The 16,628-nt window shown below is 54.3% G+C and carries 15 protein-coding genes and 1 pseudogene; 6 read left to right on the forward strand and 10 right to left on the reverse strand.

Annotated features, from left to right (window positions below; translation table 11 throughout):
* The first annotated feature begins 84 nt into the window (after window positions 1-84).
* Window positions 85-357, forward strand: coding sequence for a metal/formaldehyde-sensitive transcriptional repressor (locus ACWHWP_RS05375; RefSeq protein WP_024906840.1), 273 nt, complete (start codon window positions 85-87; stop codon window positions 355-357).
* On the opposite strand, the gene ACWHWP_RS05380 is transcribed toward ACWHWP_RS05375, so the two are convergent.
* A complete protein-coding gene (locus tag ACWHWP_RS05380; protein WP_059311197.1) occupies window positions 350-1,915 on the reverse strand; it encodes an EAL domain-containing protein in 1,566 nt (521 codons plus the stop codon). The two genes, ACWHWP_RS05375 and ACWHWP_RS05380, sit on opposite strands and share 8 nt — an antisense overlap.
* Before the next feature lie 219 nt (window positions 1,916-2,134).
* Here ACWHWP_RS05380 and ACWHWP_RS05385 point away from each other — a divergent pair, with 219 nt between their 5' ends.
* Both ACWHWP_RS05385 and ykgO read left to right on the forward strand, forming a co-directional pair.
* Window positions 2,135-2,395 (forward strand): type B 50S ribosomal protein L31, encoded by a 261-nt coding sequence (locus ACWHWP_RS05385; RefSeq protein ID WP_047347258.1) that lies wholly within the window; start codon window positions 2,135-2,137, stop codon window positions 2,393-2,395.
* A gap of 2 nt (window positions 2,396-2,397) precedes the next feature.
* On the forward strand, window positions 2,398-2,538 hold the full coding sequence (gene ykgO, locus ACWHWP_RS05390; RefSeq protein ID WP_003859006.1) for a type B 50S ribosomal protein L36: 141 nt from the start codon (window positions 2,398-2,400) through the stop codon (window positions 2,536-2,538).
* Here ykgO and ACWHWP_RS05395 read toward each other — a convergent pair.
* Window positions 2,535-3,245 carry a GNAT family N-acetyltransferase gene (locus ACWHWP_RS05395; protein ID WP_447855186.1) on the reverse strand — a complete coding sequence of 237 codons (711 nt, stop codon included), beginning with the start codon at window positions 3,243-3,245 and terminating at the stop codon, window positions 2,535-2,537. The genes ykgO and ACWHWP_RS05395 overlap by 4 nt on opposite strands.
* Before the next feature lie 101 nt (window positions 3,246-3,346).
* Here ACWHWP_RS05395 and pdxR point away from each other — a divergent pair, with 101 nt between their 5' ends.
* The gene (pdxR, locus tag ACWHWP_RS05400) at window positions 3,347-4,807 is read left to right on the forward strand and encodes a MocR-like pyridoxine biosynthesis transcription factor PdxR (protein ID WP_447855187.1); all 1,461 of its coding nucleotides are present in this window, start codon (window positions 3,347-3,349) and stop codon (window positions 4,805-4,807) included.
* On the opposite strand, the gene ACWHWP_RS05405 is transcribed toward pdxR, so the two are convergent.
* The 6 genes from ACWHWP_RS05405 to acrA all read right to left on the reverse strand — a co-directional run bounded on the left by ACWHWP_RS05405 (window position 4,779) and on the right by acrA (window position 11,618).
* Entirely contained in the window at window positions 4,779-5,246 is a 468-nt protein-coding gene (locus tag ACWHWP_RS05405; RefSeq protein WP_047347255.1) for a YlaC family protein, read from the reverse strand. The genes pdxR and ACWHWP_RS05405 overlap by 29 nt on opposite strands.
* Window positions 5,247-5,363: 117 nt before the next feature.
* Window positions 5,364-5,915 (reverse strand): maltose O-acetyltransferase, encoded by a 552-nt coding sequence (maa, locus tag ACWHWP_RS05410; RefSeq protein ID WP_047347254.1) that lies wholly within the window; start codon window positions 5,913-5,915, stop codon window positions 5,364-5,366.
* Between the two features lie 208 nt (window positions 5,916-6,123).
* On the reverse strand, window positions 6,124-6,342 hold the full coding sequence (locus ACWHWP_RS05415; RefSeq protein WP_008499287.1) for an HHA domain-containing protein: 219 nt from the start codon (window positions 6,340-6,342) through the stop codon (window positions 6,124-6,126).
* A 27-nt stretch (window positions 6,343-6,369) separates the two neighbouring features.
* Window positions 6,370-6,744 carry an Hha toxicity modulator TomB gene (tomB, locus tag ACWHWP_RS05420; protein WP_008499288.1) on the reverse strand — a complete coding sequence of 125 codons (375 nt, stop codon included), beginning with the start codon at window positions 6,742-6,744 and terminating at the stop codon, window positions 6,370-6,372.
* A gap of 511 nt (window positions 6,745-7,255) precedes the next feature.
* The gene (gene acrB, locus ACWHWP_RS05425; protein WP_063429276.1) at window positions 7,256-10,402 is read right to left on the reverse strand and encodes a multidrug efflux RND transporter permease subunit AcrB; all 3,147 of its coding nucleotides are present in this window, start codon (window positions 10,400-10,402) and stop codon (window positions 7,256-7,258) included.
* A gap of 22 nt (window positions 10,403-10,424) precedes the next feature.
* A complete protein-coding gene (gene acrA, locus ACWHWP_RS05430; protein WP_023310601.1) occupies window positions 10,425-11,618 on the reverse strand; it encodes a multidrug efflux RND transporter periplasmic adaptor subunit AcrA in 1,194 nt (397 codons plus the stop codon).
* Between the two features lie 140 nt (window positions 11,619-11,758).
* On the opposite strand from acrA, the gene acrR reads away from it, so the two are divergent.
* The gene (gene acrR / locus ACWHWP_RS05435) at window positions 11,759-12,412 is read left to right on the forward strand and encodes a multidrug efflux transporter transcriptional repressor AcrR (RefSeq protein ID WP_447855188.1); all 654 of its coding nucleotides are present in this window, start codon (window positions 11,759-11,761) and stop codon (window positions 12,410-12,412) included.
* A 112-nt stretch (window positions 12,413-12,524) separates the two neighbouring features.
* Entirely contained in the window at window positions 12,525-15,872 is a 3,348-nt protein-coding gene (gene mscK / locus ACWHWP_RS05440) for a mechanosensitive channel MscK (protein WP_047347250.1), read from the forward strand.
* A gap of 1 nt (window position 15,873) precedes the next feature.
* Here mscK and rsmS read toward each other — a convergent pair.
* A pseudogene (rsmS, locus tag ACWHWP_RS05445) lies at window positions 15,874-16,081 on the reverse strand (pleiotropic regulatory protein RsmS).
* A 14-nt stretch (window positions 16,082-16,095) separates the two neighbouring features.
* Complete coding sequence (gene priC / locus ACWHWP_RS05450; protein ID WP_047347248.1) at window positions 16,096-16,623, reverse strand: primosomal replication protein N''; 528 nt, start codon at window positions 16,621-16,623, stop codon at window positions 16,096-16,098.
* Window positions 16,624-16,628: the final 5 nt, after the last annotated feature.

The following is a 16,628-nucleotide window of genomic DNA, read 5'->3' on the forward strand; positions in this document are numbered from 1 at the left end:
TTAATACTACCCCCCAGTAGAAAAATACTCAGGGGGAGTAGAGCGTGATATGCTTTCAAAGCCAAAAAGAGAGGGGATGCAGAGATGTCACATACCGTTCGCGACAAGAAAATGTTATTGACTCGCCTGAAGAAAATTCAGGGGCAGAGTAACGCTCTGGAGAAAATGCTGAATAGCGATCACGAATGTGCCGAGGTGTTACAGCAGCTGGCGGCGATCCGCGGGGCGGTCAACGGCATGATGATGCAGGTGATCGAAGGGCATTTGACCGATCACGTGGTGAAAGAGCCTGAAGAAGCGCAGCGTGAAGCCGATCTTGGCGTAGTGCTGCAGGTGATCAAATCCTATCTTAAGTAGAGTGCGTTTCGAGGTTATTTTCGGCCCAAAGAATAAATTCCGTTTTGGGCAGCGCTTTGCTGTAGTACCAACCCTGCCCATACTGCACGCCGTGCCGGTGCAGCCAGGCAAGCTGCCCTGCGGTCTCGACACCCTCCGCTACCATCGCCAGCTTCAGCGACTTCGCCATTTCAATAATGTGCGGCGTCACGTTTTTATACTCCAGCGCGTCCACGAACGATTTATCAATTTTGAGCGTGTCGACATCCAGATCTTGCAGATAGCTCAGGCTGGAATAGCCCGTGCCAAAATCATCAATATAGACAGGGTGGCCCGCGCGACGGAATGCGGCGATAGCCGGTGCGCTAATCTGGGGATCGGCAAAGCCGCGTTCGGTTAACTCAAGGGCGATCTGTTTGGGATGGACCTTCCACTTATTCAGCAACTGGCTCAGCAGAGCCGGCAGCGTGCCGGAGGTTAAATCGGCGGGCGCGAGGTTGATGGAGATGTGCTGATCGTCGTGAAGGTGCAGCCAGCCGCCCATATCTTCAAATACTTTTTCGATGACTAACTGCGTTAGCTGCGAGATGAGCCCCGTTTGCTCAGCAAGAGGAACAAAGATGTCAGGTGAAAGGCTGCTTCCGTCTGGCTGGGGCCAGCGCGTCAGCGCCTCTGCGCCCACAATTTTTCCGCTACACAGCGCCACGATGGGCTGATAGTGAACCACAAAATCGCGGCTGTTAATGGCGTCAAGCAGGCGATTGCGCGGCGACTGTATACGGCGCAGGATCCGCAGGACAAAGAGCGCGGCAAGCAGGCTCATCAGGATGCCAAAGGGCAGCCATAGCAGCAGTTGCCGGTGCCAGGTTTCAGCCAGCGGCTTGAGCGTCGCCCATGCAACGACGGTAAATCCCAGCTCAGGAACGGGCTTCATCACGTACATTGAGCCGTTGTACTGGACGCTTCTCACTTCATGACCCTCGATCGTGTCACGGATATGCGGATCGAGCTTATTGCTGCTGGCGAATATGCGGTGGGTTGTACTTCCTACCAGTGCGGCGTCAATCGCTATCTCACCGAAAGGGATCACATCCACCAGTGAGGCTGGATCGACCATGACAAGATAATGACCTTTTCCCAGCACGGCCATGTAGCGGTTAAACCCAAGATCGTTTTGCGTGGTCAGCCATGCGCTGTAGCCATCTTCAGTAATGCGCATCGGCGGCGGGAAAGGGGCCGCGTGGCTGGTTTGCTCCAGGGAGGAGCAGAGCGGTTTAAGGTTATCGATATAAATCACTTCCTGGACATATCGCCACGAGAAAGCGACGCGGCGCATCTCTCTTAACTGCAGAGGGCTACACGGCACGCCCTCAAAGGCTTCCAGGTGATTGAGCGCTTCTTTTGCCTGCTCCACGACCCTGTCTGTTCGTACCAGCACGCGTGAGGCATAGTTATCCAGCGCATCGACAAATTTATCTTCCGCCTGACGATGGGCCAGCCAGATGCTAAGGCAAATGGGGACCAGCACGGAAAAGATAAGTACGCCAGTCACCAGACTGACCAGATGTCGAGTTTTCATGCTGTCGTTTCCTTCCTCGTATACCCGTTCCTGGGCACTGAGTTCCCTGCCTGAAGAGAAAGATTTTACCGCGAAATGATATAGTTATAGCACGTGGTTGGCCTGGCTATCATTTTATCTCAGGCAAACCCAAAAATATCGGCAGGTGAGAGGGGTTGTTTTTTCAGACGAGCCTGGATATTATTTTGTTATGTTATAACAAAACATAAGGGGTTTATGATGAAACCAAATATCCATCCCGCTTATCGTACCGTGGTCTTCCACGACACCAGCGCCAATGAATATTTTAAAGTGGGCTCAACCATTAAGACCGAGCGCGAAATTGAACTCGACGGCGAAACGTATCCGTACATCACCATCGACGTCTCGTCAAAATCGCACCCGTTTTATACCGGTAAGCAGAAAACGTTCTCCACGGATGGCAGCACTGCGCGCTTCCGCAAGCGTTTTGGCGGCTTTCTCAATGCGAAGCGGGGCTAACCATGCAGGTACTTAACTCATTGCGCAGTGCAAAACAGCGTCACCCGGATTGCCAGATAGTCAAACGCAAGGGACGCTTATACGTGATTTGCAAATCCAACCCGCGCTTTAAGGCGGTTCAGGGACGTAAAAAAAGACGCTAAACGCGCGTTTCTCGCCAGCTTTCCAGGGATCTTTTCTGTTTGCCATCGGCAGTAAAATTGTCGGTGGCAAGCCAGCTTTCAAAGGCGCTTGCCAGCGCCGGCCACTCTTTGTCGAGAATCGAAAACCAGTCGGTATCCCGGTTATGACCCTTTATGACCAGCGCCTGGCGAAAACGCCCCTCAAACTGAAAGCCCAGACGCAGTGCCGCTTTGCGGGAAGGCTCGTTCAGGCTATTGCACTTCCATTCATAGCGCCGGTAGCCAAGGGTATCGAACGCATACCGCATCAGCAGATATTGCGCTTCTGTCGACATGGGCGTGCGGCTTAACAGCGGAGAAAAGTGAACGTGCCCCACTTCCACGACGCCGTTTTTGGGATCGATCCGCATCAGGGACAGCGTCCCGACCGGAGATTGGGTCTGGTTATCGATAACGGTAAAGTGAATGGGATCGGATAACTCACCCACGCTCGCCACCCATCCGGCAAATTCCTCAGCGGTGGCATCGGGCTCGCGCAGTAGCCACGTCCAGCTGCGGGTATCTTCGGCCAGGGAATACGCGGAGAACAGCGCGTCGGCATGCTCCACGCGCAGCGGCTCAAGTCGACAATAGCGACCCTGAAGTACCACTCGGGACGGATGCTGGCGAGGTTGCCAGTCGTGAAGGGGGTCGCCCACTGGCTGTCCGAACTGATTGAATGTCTTCATCTTAATTTCCGTGACGTTGAAAAGAGCTTCAGACTAGTGAATTGCTGGTTCCTAAAAAAGAACCACCAGGCTATGTTTTGATGGTGCCATGAGGAGGTGAGATGAATATACCGGGTGATGAATTTTATACCTTGCTCAATGCAGCCCTGAAAAAACGTGGGGAAGAGACGCTCCAGCGCGCGCTCTATCTCGCTCTGCGGGAGGCCATACTGTGCGGAAGGCTTCGCTCCGGCAGCCAGCTTTCCGGTTCGCGAACGCTGGCTCAGCAGCTCTCCCTTTCCCGCAATACCGTTAATGCAGCGCTGGACCAGCTCACGCTTGAAGGGTATTTGCAGCGTAACCGCCAGGGCACGCGGGTGGCACAGCTCGCTCACCGCGCTGTCGCCCGGACATTGCCGGACCCTACCATTACGCTCGCCAGACGGGTCGGCCTGCTGCCAGCGCAGGTGATCCGGGACACGCCGGTTCTGGCGTTTACCCCTGGAACGCCGGCCATCAACTATTTTCCTCTGCCGCTGTGGCGGCGATTGTACGATCGCGTGATGCGGGAGGAGGGATATGCCCTGTTAGGGTACGGCGACCCGGCCGGTGAGCCATCGCTGCGGGCTGCGATTGCCCGGCACCTGGCTCTGTCCCGCGGCATTGACTGCGACGCCAGCCAGATTGTGATCACGGAAGGGGCGCTTGAGGGCGTTAACCTGTGCACGATGCTGTTGAGTGAGCCAGGCGATGTCGCCTGGGTAGAAAACCCCGGCTATAGCGGGGCAAAGAGCGCGTTTGTTAAAGCCGGCCTGAAAATGACGGGAATACCGGTTGATGAGGAGGGGATGTGCTGGGAAGGGGGGGATGCGCCTTCACCCTCGCTGATTTTTACCTCACCTTCACACCAGTTCCCCTACGGGAGCGTGCTCAGTGCACGGCGGCGCCTGGCGTTGCTGGAGCTGGCCAGACAGCATAACGCGTGGATTATTGAGGACGACTACGACAGCGAGTTCCGCTATACCGGTGAGCCGGTGCCGGCCATGCTGGGAATGGTCGCTAACGCGCCCGTTGTCTATCTCGGGACGTTCAGTAAAACGCTGTTTCCGTCGCTAAGAATGGGGTTCATGGTGCTGCCGCCAGCGCTGGACAAAGCGGCGCGCCCGGCCATCGGCTCGCTGCTGCGCGGTGGGCATCGTGCTGAGCAGCGTACTCTGGCGCTGTTCATTGAAGAAGGTCACTATGCCCGTCATCTTGCCGCCATGCGTCGGCTCTATCGTAAGCGTTACCGCCAGCTGCGGGAGGTGCTGGGCGCGGAGCTACATACGCCGCACCGCATTTTGGCGGGCGAAGGCGGGATGCATCTGACGCTGGCGATAGACGGTATTGACGACCGGGGGCTGGTGGAGAAGGCGAGGGCGTTTCAGCTGGCACCCGCTGCACTGAGCGGGTATTACCTGGAGTCGAAGCAGGGGCAAACCGGTCTGGTTTTAGGCTACGGAAATACCTCTGCTTCTCAGTTTGTGCCGGGGATCCGACGCCTGCAGGCGTTAATTACGCAGCAGCAGGGCGGGAAAGGGTAAAGACGTCATAGAAAGAGAGTTGACCTTTGGTGGAGACCATTTTCTGCAGCTTCTCTTTTTGTTCGGTTTCCACAGCCGGCGAGTGCATGATGCTCTCGATAAGATCCGCAGGCACGTAGCGCGTGTTGTACCATTCGCCGTTATAGCAGACCCGGAAATCGAGGACGTCGATATCTTCGTAACGGTAGCGCGGATTCACGTCGAAAAAGAAAAAGGCGTTAAAGACGACAAACAGCACAACGAGCAGCCAGACGGAGTCCACCAGCGTTTCGGACTTCAGCATCACAATAAGCGTCGCCAGCCAGGCGGCATACATTGCGACAAACAGCCCAGGATGTTTGCGAATAAAGCTAATGCTAAAGCGCGGGCGATTATCGCGCTTTTCGCGGAGGTTAAGATCGTCGATGGTGGCGGTAAGCAGGCGCTGTATCTCGGTCATTATTTGCCTTCATGAGAGTTGACAATACAGGGTGTCTGCCAATTTTAGGGGAGCCATCAGGCTGAAAAAAGTAACAGTCTGGCGCTAAAAGACCATAACAGTTGACTCCCCGGAACCTCACAGCGTTTTGATGATTTTTGCCGGATTGCCGCCAACGACGACGTTTGCCGGGACGTCCTTCGTCACGACGGCACCGGAGGCGACCACCACGTTATCACCGATAGTGACGCCAGGGTTAATGACCGCCCGGCCACCAATCCAGACATTATTACCAATGGTGACGGGTTTTCCAAACTCCACGCCGCTATTACGCTCCTCCGCATCCAGAGGATGGGTGGCCGTGTAAATATGCACACCTGGCGCGAGCATGCAGTTGTCGCCAATATGAACAGGACAGACGTCCAGCATCACGCAATCGAAGTTAGCGTAAAAGTTTGTACCCAGATAAATGTTATATCCATAGTCGCAGCGGAAGCTCGGTTCTATATAAGCCCCTTCGCTTTGCCCCAGAAGCTCCGCCAGAATGTTCTGGCGTTCTGTTTTTTCATCAGGTGCGGTGTGGTTATAGCGGTAAATCAGATGGCGGGCCCGAAGTCGGTCAGCCCGTAATGTTTCATCACCGGGGCGGTAATGTTCACCGGCAATCATCTTCTGTTTTTCTACGCTCATGCGAAACCTCTCTGGATGTCATTACCGCAGGGTAATCGTAACAGGCCAGAAGGGGAACGTTCCCGGAAAGCCGATGTGACTAGCGTCACAACATTGTTGCGGAAGAACACGTTTTACACGGAAACCTGGCCTGGGCACAGGGAGCATAACGGGATAGGTATATTTAGCTTAGAACGTGGCGTAGAACTCTACAGACACCCTTCAAACATTAACGGACAAATTTCCACACAGAAGTAGGGATTTTGTCGTACAGCTTATTCATTGTCAGCTCAGCAAGACGATGGTCAGCGGCTGAATAAAATACCGCCAGTTCATTATCAGAAAGCTCGTATTTATTCTTTTCAATGACGCGCTCGAGCGTGTCAATTGACTGACAACGTCGCAAGCGCATCAAATAATCGATCTTTGTGAGTGGTTTATCAGACATAAATTCACCTTAGTAATTGTAATAATTTTAACAGGAAAGACTAACCGGGTTAGCTCTGCTCACGTTGACGAAACAGCGGAATAGCCGGTTTCCCGATTTACGCCATTTTTGCAAATCCTGGGCGTTAATGCCGTAACTGCTGAACAACATAAAGGTGTCGTCCAGGTATTCATCAATTTGCTCAATGAGCTTATTATCTTCATTGTACTTAATTTTATAATTAAGTGCGAAGGTTGCGATATGCTCTATCAGCTCATTCAACTGTAAATTGATGGCAGACGTTGGGTCGTTTACCCAGCCATGGTTACTTTCATCAAGATTGGCAAGGCAGTCATGGTACAAGGATTCGCAGAGAAATTTCAACTGCGCGATATCATGCCTTTTTGGCGAGTACTCGTCCATAGCGCATCCCCTTCTGAGTGATTTCTTACTCACCGAACATCAATGTCGGGATGGATACAACATACTTAGCCGCACGGGTGCTGTGTTCCTGATAACTCTAACTATAAGCCACTCGCTTCAAGATTTCATCGCGCTATTACGAAAAATTACAAATAAAACCGCAGACTGCGAGCGTACAGGCAATTGTTCGTCCAGGACTGAACTTTTTTATCCAAATTAACAATGGATTTTTATCGCTTCCTTACGTTTCATTGGCTTAGCTTAAATGATGAGAAAAGTTCTGATTCGGACTTTTCTTTGTCTGAACTTCTTATTAGGAATATTCCTAATAGCTTAAGCGGGGAAATGAAATTAAAAAAATCCTGAATTCACCGATTAAGTTATCAGTTAATTATGATATGTCTAATTAAGATGGCAGAAAATAAATAGAACTACAATAAGCGTAATTTATGATTTTTTCTGAAAATGAAAAAGGCCGCTAATGCGGCCTTTTTATCATGTGAAACCGGTATCAGTGAGGTTCTACCGAATGACTGTGTTCAACATCTTCATTCTTACGGCTGAAGCGGCGGCGAACCACCACGAAGAACACCGGTACGAAGAAGATAGCCAGTACGGTCGCGGTGATCATACCGCCCATAACGCCTGTACCTACCGCGTTCTGCGCACCGGAACCCGCACCAGAGCTGATAACCAGCGGCAGTACGCCGAGGATAAACGCCAGTGACGTCATCAGGATTGGGCGCAGACGCATACGAACCGCCTCAAGCGTCGCCTCAATCAGGCCTTTGCCTTCTTTCTCCATTAGATCTTTGGCGAATTCAACGATAAGTATCGCGTTCTTCGCCGACAGGCCAATGGTTGTCAGCAGGCCTACCTGGAAGTAAACGTCGTTGGTCAGTCCACGGAACGTTGCCGCAAGCAGCGCACCGATAACCCCGAGTGGAACCACCAGCATTACGGAGAACGGAATCGACCAGCTCTCGTACAGCGCCGCCAGACACAGGAAGACCACAATCAGTGAAATGGCGTACAGGGCAGGGGCCTGGTTACCGGACAGACGTTCCTGATAGGACATACCGGTCCAGTCATAGCCGATACCCGAAGGCAGCTTGCTCGCCAGCTCTTCCATCAGGTTCATGGCTTCACCGGTGCTTCGACCCGGCGCTGCCTGGCCCAGGATCTCCATAGACGGCAGACCGTTATAGCGTTCCAGACGCGGTGAACCGTATTCCCAGCGTGACGTTGAGAACGCCGAGAACGGAACCATCTGACCATTGCTGCCGCGCACGAACCAGTTGTTAATATCGTTCGGCAACATACGGTACTGCGCCTCTGACATCACGTACACTTTCTTCACACGACCGCGGTCGATGAAGTCGTTAACGTAGCTACCGCCCCAGGCTGCGCCCAGCGTGGTATTGATGTCACTGATGGACACGCCCAGCGCCTGGGCTTTCTCCTGGTCGATGTCGATTTTGTACTGCGGCGTATCTTCCAGGCCGTTTGGACGCACGCCGACCAGCAGGTCAGGGTGCTTAGCGACTTCGCCAAACAGCTGGTTACGCGCCTGCGTCAGTTTTTCGTGACCCAGACCGCCCTGGTCAATCAGCTGGAAGTCGAAGCCGGTCGCGGTACCCAGTTCAACAATCGCTGGCAGGTTAAAGGCGAAGACCATCGCATCTTTAATCTGCGAGAAGGTGCCCATTGCACGGCCGGTGATGGCTTCAACCTTGTTCTCTTTGCCCGGACGTTCAGACCAGTCTTTCAGAGAAACGAAGGCAATACCGGTGTTCTGACCGCGACCCGCAAAGCCAAAGCCGTTAACCGCAAACACGGACTCAACGTTGGCTTTCTCTTTGGTGAGGTAGTAATCGGTCATCTCATCCAGCACTTTCTGGGTACGCTCTTGCGACGCACCCGCCGGAAGCTGGGCCATACTCAGGAACACGCCCTGGTCTTCGTCCGGCAGGAAGGAGCTTGGCAGACGAACAAACAGGTAAGCCATGCCCACCACGATGATGATATAGAGCAGCAGGTAACGACCGGTGCTGCGCAGGATGTTGCCTACGCTGTCGGTGTAGTGGTGCGTGCTCTTATCAAACATGCGGTTAAACCAGCCGAAGAACCCTTTATGCTCGCCATGGCCGCCTTTCTGAATCGGCTTCAGCATGGTGGCACACAGGGCTGGCGTCAGAATCAACGCCACCAGTACCGACAGCGCCATCGCAGAAACGATGGTGATGGAGAACTGACGGTAAATCGCACCGGTGGAGCCACCGAAGAAGGCCATCGGGATAAATACCGCAGACAGTACCATCGCGATACCGACCAGCGCGCCCTGGATCTGACCCATTGACTTACGGGTTGCTTCCTTCGGCGGCAGACCTTCCTCCGCCATGACGCGCTCGACGTTCTCTACCACCACGATGGCATCATCCACCAGCAGGCCGATGGCGAGCACCATCCCGAACATCGTCAGGGTGTTTATCGAGTAGCCAAATATCGACAGGATCGCAAAGGTCCCGAGCAATACCACCGGCACGGCAATCGTTGGGATAAGCGTCGCGCGGAAGTTTTGCAGGAACAGGTACATCACCAGGAATACCAGGATGATCGCCTCGACCAGCGTTTTAACCACTTCGTGAATCGAGATTTTGACGAACGGCGTGGTGTCATACGGGTAAACGATTTTCAGACCTGACGGGAAGAACGGTTCCATTCTCTTCAGTTCTGCACGGATGGCCGTAGCGGTGTCCAGGGCGTTAGCGCCTGTCGCCAGTTTGATACCCAGACCAGAAGCCGGCTTGCCGTTGTACTTCGCGATGATGTCGTAGTTCTCACCGCCGAGTTCCACTTTCGCCACGTCGCGCAGGCGAACCTGCGAACCGTCCTGATTCACCTTCAGCAGAATTTTGCTGAACTCATCGGCCGAGGTCAGACGGGTCTGCGCGATGATTGAGGCGTTAAGCTGCTGGCCTTTTACCGGCGGCGTACCGCCTAACTGACCGGCTGCCACCTGGGCGTTCTGCGCTTTAATCGCGCTGATCACGTCAACCGGGGTCAGCTGGAAGTTGTTCAGTTTGTTCGGGTCCATCCAGATACGCATCGCGTACTGGGAACCGAACAGTTGCACGTCACCCACACCGGAAGTACGGCTGATAGCGTCCTTCATATTGGCGCCTACGTAGTCGGAAATATCCTCCTGCGTCATGGTGCCGTTGGTGTTGATAACGCCGACAACCATCAGGAAGCTACTGGACGATTTCTCGACGCTCACGCCCTGCTGTTGTACTTCCTGCGGCAGCAAAGGCATCGCCAGCTGCAGTTTGTTCTGCACCTGAACCTGCGCAATGTCAGCGTCAGTACCTGACTGGAAGGTCAGGGTGATCTGAACTGTACCGGTAGAGTCACTGTTTGAGGACATGTACATCAGGTTATCGATACCGTTCATGTTCTGTTCGATAACCTGAGTGACGGTGTCCTGCACCGTTTTCGCATCAGCCCCCGGGTAGGTTGCGGAAATTGTCACCGCCGGTGGCGCAATCGTTGGATATTGCGCGACAGGCAGCTTCAGGATCGCAAGTCCCCCGGCCAGCATGATGATAATGGCGATCACCCATGCAAATATGGGGCGATCGATAAAGAAATTAGGCATGTCTTAACGGCTCCTGTTTAAGTTAAGACTTGGTTTGTTCTGACTGGCCAGCGGCCGAAGCTTGTTGTTTATCGTCAGATTTCACTTCCTGTGCTTTAACCTGCGCGCCAGGACGAACTTTTTGCAAACCAGTAACAATCACGCGATCGCCATCTTTCAGACCTTCCGTCACCAGCCATTTATCGCCAATCGCCTGGGTAGCGGTGATATTGCGCGTTTCGACTTTGTCATCTGCCCCAACAACCAGTGCGCTCGCATCGCCGCGTGGCGTACGGGTCACACCCTGCTGTGGAACCAGAAGGGCGGTTGGATTCGTTCCTTCTTCCAGACGCGCGCGAACAAACATACCTGGCAGCAGATTTTTGTCAGGGTTCGGGAAAATCGCACGTAAGGTGATGGAACCGGTGGTCTGGTCGACCGTCACGTCAGAGAATTCCAGCGTACCTTCCTGCGGGAACTTGATACCGTCGTTGGTAATCAGCTCCACTTTGGCTTTGCCGTTTTCCTGTTTCAGGGTGCCATTAGCCAGCTCCTGTTTCAGGCGCAGGAAATCATTGCTGGACTGCGTCACGTCGACGTAGATCGGATCAAGCTGCTGCACGGTTGCCAGCGCAGTGGTCTGACCGTTCTGCACCAGTGCCCCTTCCGTGACGGAAGACTTACCAATACGACCGCTAATAGGGGAGGTCACTTTGGTATAGGCCAGGTTAATGCGGGCGGTTTCGACTGCCGCTTTGGCTGCCACTACGGCCGCGTTAGCCTGCTGGGCATCCGCCAGGGCTGTATCGTAGTCCTGTTGGCTGATGTATTTGGTACCAAGCAGTTTTTGATAGCGGTTCAGCGTCAGCTGGGCAATTTTGGCCGCAGCCTGTGCTTTTGCCAGGTCACCTTTGGCGCTTTCATACGATGCCTGATAGGTTGCTGGATCAATCTGATACAGAGACTCACCGGCCTTCACATCACCGCCTTCGGTAAAGTTACGCTTCAGGATAATGCCGCTAACCTGAGGACGAACTTCCGCAATGCGGTACGCATTTGTGCGGCCTGGTAATTCGGTGGTGATTTGTAGAGGTTCAGATTTGAGCGTCACGACGCCTACTTCTGGCGCCTGCTGAGCTCCTTGTTGAGCCGGTTTGTCGTCACATCCTGTTAGCGCTAAGCTGCCTGAGAGCATCAGAACGACCGCCAGAGGCGTTAACCCTCTGTTTTTGTTCATATGTAAACCTCGAGTGTCCGATTTCAAATTGATCAAGGGTCCTGAGTCTAAAACCCATTGCTGCGTTTATATTATCGTCATGCTATGGTACATACATTCACAAATGTATGTAAATCTGACTCCTGTAAATTCACTCACCTATGGCACGAAAAACCAAACAACAAGCGCTGGAAACCCGACAACACATTCTGGATGTGGCAATACGTTTGTTTTCTCAGCAAGGTGTTTCGTCAACCTCGCTGGCGCAGATTGCTCAGGCTGCCGGTGTAACGCGGGGAGCGATTTACTGGCATTTTAAAGACAAGTCAGATCTGTTCAGTGAAATCTGGGAGCTTTCAGAGTCCAGCATTAGCGATCTCGAGAGTGAGTATCGGGCAAAATTCCCCGACGATCCACTCTCAGTATTGAGAGAAATATTAGTATATATCCTTGAAGCGACGGTAGTTGAAGAACGTCGCAGATTAATGATGGAAATTATCTTTCATAAATGCGAGTTCGTTGGCGAAATGGCGGTGGTGCAGCAGGCGCAACGTAGCCTTAACCTTGAGAGCTATGACCGCATTGAACAGAATCTGAACCTGTGCATGCAGGCAAATCTGTTACCGGCCAATCTCTTAACCCGCCGGGCGGCTATCCTGATGCGCAGCTACATTTCAGGCCTGATGGAAAACTGGCTATTTTCCCCGCAATCCTTTGACCTGAAAGAGGAAGCCCGCAGCTACGTGGCAATTTTACTGGAAATGCTTCAGCTCTGCCCCACGCTGCGTAGTGATACATCTTCTCTCACTGCCTGAGCGGTTCCAGGATTTATCTCAGAGGCTCACGTTCGCGCTATTCTGCTTCAGGCGAGCGTGATATTCTTCACGCCGGACTATTTTCGGTCGTCTTCTGACATCATTCACAACTATGCTGCCCATCAATCGCTCGCAACATCCTGTATTTGCATTGCTCTTTGCGATGCTATTTTTCTTCGCTACGGCGCCGCTGACCTGGGCCCGCGCCGATAACAGCAATGATATCCCCTCGCGCAGCGATGTTCAGTCGCAGCTCGACACGCTGAACAAGCAAAAAGAGCTTTCTCCTCTGGATAAACTCATCCAGCAGGATCTGACGGAAACGCTGGAAACGCTGGATAAAATCGAGCGCATCAAAGCAGAAACCGCCCAGCTTCGCCAGAAGGTGGCGCAGGCCCCTGAAAACATGCGCAAAGCGACGGAATCGCTGAACGCCCTGAGCGACGTGGATAACGACGACGAAACGCGCAAGACGCTCTCGACGCTCTCTTTACGCCAGCTGGAGTCGCGCGTCGCGCAGTTACTCGACGACCTGCAAACCGCGCAGTCCGACCTCGCAACGTATAACAGTCAGCTTGTCTCCCTGCAAACCCAGCCGGAGCGCGTGCAAAATCTGATGTACTCCGCGTCTCAGCAGCTGCAGCAGGTCCGCAACCGCCTGAACGGCACGACGGTGGGGGAAGGCACGCTGCGCCCGACGCAGCAAACCCTGCTGCTGGTTCAGCAGACGTTGCTCAACGCGCAAATCGAACAGCAGCGTAAAAGCCTGGAAGGGAATACGGTGCTGCAGGATACGCTGCAGAAACAGCGTGATTACGTCACCGCAAATATTAATCGCCTGGAACACCAGCTCCAGCTGTTGCAGGAGGCGGTTAACAGCAAGCGCCTGACGCTGACCGAAAAAACCGCTCAGGAGGCCGTATCGCCTGACGAAACCGCCCGTATTCAGGCGAATCCGCTGGTGAAGCAGGAGCTCGAGGCTAACCACCAGCTTAGCCAGCGCCTGATTGTGGCGACGGAAAGCGGCAACTCGCTGGTTCAGCAAAATATCAAAGTCAAAAACTGGCTGGACCGCGCGCTGCAGGCGGAACGCAATATCAAAGAGCAGATAGCGGTCCTGAAAGGCAGCCTTCTGCTGTCGCGTATTCTCTACCAGCAGCAGCAGACGCTCCCCTCCGCCGATGAGCTGGAGGACATGACCAACCGCATTGCGGATTTACGTCTTGAACAATTTGACGTCAACCAGCAGCGCGATGCCCTTTTCCAGAGCGATGCCTTTGTCGCCAAAATTGAAGAGGGGCACTCCAGCGACGTGAACCCGGAAGTGCACGACGCGCTGCTCCAGGTCGTTGATATGCGTCGCGAGCTGCTGGACCAGCTCAACAAACAGCTGGGCAACCAGCTGATGATGGCCATTAACCTGCAGATCAACCAGCAGCAGCTGGTGAGCGTCTCGAAAAGTCTGCAGGAGATCCTGACCCAGCAGATTTTCTGGGTAAACAGCAATAAACCGATGGACTGGGACTGGATTAAATCCTTCCCTGAGACGCTGAAAACGCAGATCAAGAGCATGAAGATCACCGTGAACTGGGAGAAAGCCTGGCCCGCGGTGACGATTGCCCTGCTGGCGGGGTTACCGCTGCTGTTGATTGCGGGCCTGATTCGCTGGCGTTTGGGCTGGCTGAAAAAATACCAGGCGAAGCTGGCGTCCGAAGTGGGGCAGCTGCGAAACGATAGCCAGCTCCATACGCCAAAAGCGATTCTGATCGATCTCATTCGCGCCCTGCCGGTGTGCCTGATTATTCTGGCTGTGGGCCTGATTCTGCTCACCATGCAGCTCAACGTCAGCGATTTGCTGTGGGCGTTCAGTAAAAAACTGGCGCTGTTCTGGCTGGTGTTCGGCGTCTGCTGGAAGGTGCTGGAAAAAGACGGCGTGGCCGTGCGCCATTTCAATATGCCTGCACAGCTGACCAGCCACTGGCGTCGTCAGATTGTGCGCATCAGCCTGGCGCTCCTGCCGCTGCACTTCTGGTCGGTTGTCTCTGAACTTTCCCCGCTGCATCTGATGGATGACGTGCTGGGCCAGCTGGTGATCCTGCTGAACCTGCTGCTGATTGCTATCCTGATGTGGCCGATGTGCCGCGACAGCTGGCGTGATAAAGAGTCCCACAATATTCGTCTGGCCACCGTGACGGTTCTGGCGATCATTCCGCTGGCGCTGATGGTGCTCACGGCAACGGGCTACTTCTACACCACGCTGCGCCTGTCCGGGCGCTGGATTGAAACGGTCTATTTGGTCATCGTCTGGAACCTGCTCTATCAGACCGTACTGCGCGGCCTGAGCGTGGCAGCGCGCCGCATTGCCTATCGCCGCGCCATCGCGCGTCGTCAGCATCAGGTGAAAGAGGGGGCCGAAGGGGCAGAGCCGCAGGAAGAGCCGACCATCGCGCTGGAGCAGGTTAACCAGCAGACGCTGCGTATCACCATGCTGGTGATGATTGCCCTGTTTGCCGTGATGTTCTGGGCCATCTGGTCCGATCTAATTACCGTTTTCGCCTATCTCGACAGTATTACCCTCTGGCAATACAACGGAACCGAAGCCGGTGCGGCGGTAATGAAAAGCGTGACCATGGGCAGCCTGCTGTTTGCACTGGTGTCGTCGGTCGTGGCCTGGGCGCTGATTCGCAACCTGCCAGGCCTGCTGGAAGTGCTGGTCCTGTCGCGTCTGAACCTGCGTCAGGGGGCGTCGTACGCCATTACCACGATCCTCAACTACGTCATCATCATTGCCGGGGCGATGACGGTCTTTGGCTCACTTGGCGTCTCCTGGGATAAACTGCAGTGGCTGGCGGCCGCCCTCTCGGTTGGTCTTGGTTTTGGCCTGCAGGAGATCTTCGGTAACTTTGTGTCCGGCCTGATCATCCTGTTTGAACGTCCGGTACGTATCGGCGATACCGTCACCATCGGCACTTTCTCCGGTACGGTCAGCAAGATCCGTATTCGTGCTACCACTATCACCGACTTCGATCGCAAAGAGGTGATCATCCCGAACAAAGCGTTTGTGACCGAGCGTCTGATCAACTGGTCGCTCTCCGATACGGTAACGCGCGTGGTGATCCGCCTGGGCGTCGCCTATGGATCGGATCTGGAGAAGGTGAAAGAGGTGCTGCTGAAGGCGGCGTCAGAACATCCGAAAGTGATGCACGATCCTGCCCCGGCGGTGTTCTTCACCACCTTTGGGCCGAGCACGCTGGATCACGAGCTGCGTTTATACGTGCGCGAGCTGCGCGATCGCAGCTACACGGTAGATGAACTGAACCGTTCTATCGATCGCCTGTGTCGTGAAAACGATATTAATATCGCCTTCAACCAGCTTGAGGTTCATCTCCGCAACGAGAAAGGCGATGAGCATACGGAAGTGAAGCGTGAGATTAAGGGTGACGATCCCACTCCTGCCTAATCTATTTCCCTCTGCCCTCAGGGGCGAGGGAACGATTTTCTCCCTCTCCCTCAGGGAGAGGGCTGGGGTGAGGGTAGTTTTCCCTCAAAATCCCGCCGCACAATCTCCAGCGCCTTAAGCACCGTCTCGGCGGGGATCTCATGATTCTCCAGCAGCATAATCAAATCGACGGCCAGTTTGACCTCATCGGGTGCATTTTCCAGTGACATGAGTAGAGCTCCTGTTAACGGGTCAAACGTTCAATGACGCGTTCAATCTCATCCAGCGCCTGACGGCAGCGGACGATGCGTCCTTCCAGCGCGCTAATCTCGCGCATCAATAGCTGCTGCTCTTCCAGCGTTTCGCTGTTGTTCAGCCGCACTTCGCGTTCGCGCTTCATCTCAAACAGCCGGCGTTCAAATTCCTGGTTCTCCAGCCGCTTGCGTTGCCATTTGGCAAGCCCTGGCGAGGCGCTGTCCCAGGCGCGCAGCGGCCAGGCGGCAATTTCGCGGTGCAGAGCGGTGATCTGCTCAGTAAGATGCTCCGCAAGCCACGTCACCTGTTCGTGCTGTTCACGCTCAACGGCATGGCGAAGCTCGTCGAGATGGGTCTGCGCTTCAGCGATATAATCCTCGATTACCGTACTGCGGGTGCGAAAAAGCTGCCGGTCAAAGCGCGGCTTCAGCGTGGCGTGCCCCAGCAGAGGGGTGGCCTCGGCTCGCAGAGTGGTCAGCTGTTTTTGCAGCATCTCCAGAAGCAAGTCTGTTTTCAAGGCGC

Source organism: Enterobacter sp. WI-ESBL-E8 (assembly GCF_053364895.1).